The sequence below is a fragment of the Affinundibacterium flavidum genome (genome assembly GCF_014284175.1).
In the GTDB taxonomy this organism is placed as follows: Bacteria; Pseudomonadota; Gammaproteobacteria; order Burkholderiales; family Burkholderiaceae_D; genus Undibacterium; species Undibacterium flavidum.
The window spans coordinates 1-255 of the sequence record NZ_JACOGA010000077.1; the positions used below are offsets into that span (position 1 = coordinate 1).

At 49.8% G+C, this 255-nt stretch carries 1 protein-coding gene; it reads right to left on the bottom strand.

Going from position 1 to position 255, the window contains the following annotated elements:
- A partial coding sequence (locus tag H8K55_RS22415; RefSeq protein ID WP_186944276.1) for a transposase occupies window positions 1-255 on the bottom strand: 255 nt, incomplete at both ends.

A 255-nucleotide genomic window follows, 5' to 3' on the forward strand; every position in this document is an offset into this window, starting at 1 on the left:
GCACTCGTCGGTTGCCTTGCTTGCTGATGCCTTGGTCGATTCGCGTTGTACCACTGTCGTACGGTTGCGGTACCAATCCAACACAGGAGCCAACTTGTTTTTGATTGTCAAACCGTCGCCAAAATAACTCCGTCGTAATCCGTATCGCACCAGTTTCACCTATCGCTTTGAGCTTGGTGAAGCTGGCGACCTTCTCTTGTACCGCTTTAGACAGTTGCGAGACCTGCGTTTTGGTGAGTGCCTTAAATTGTTCTT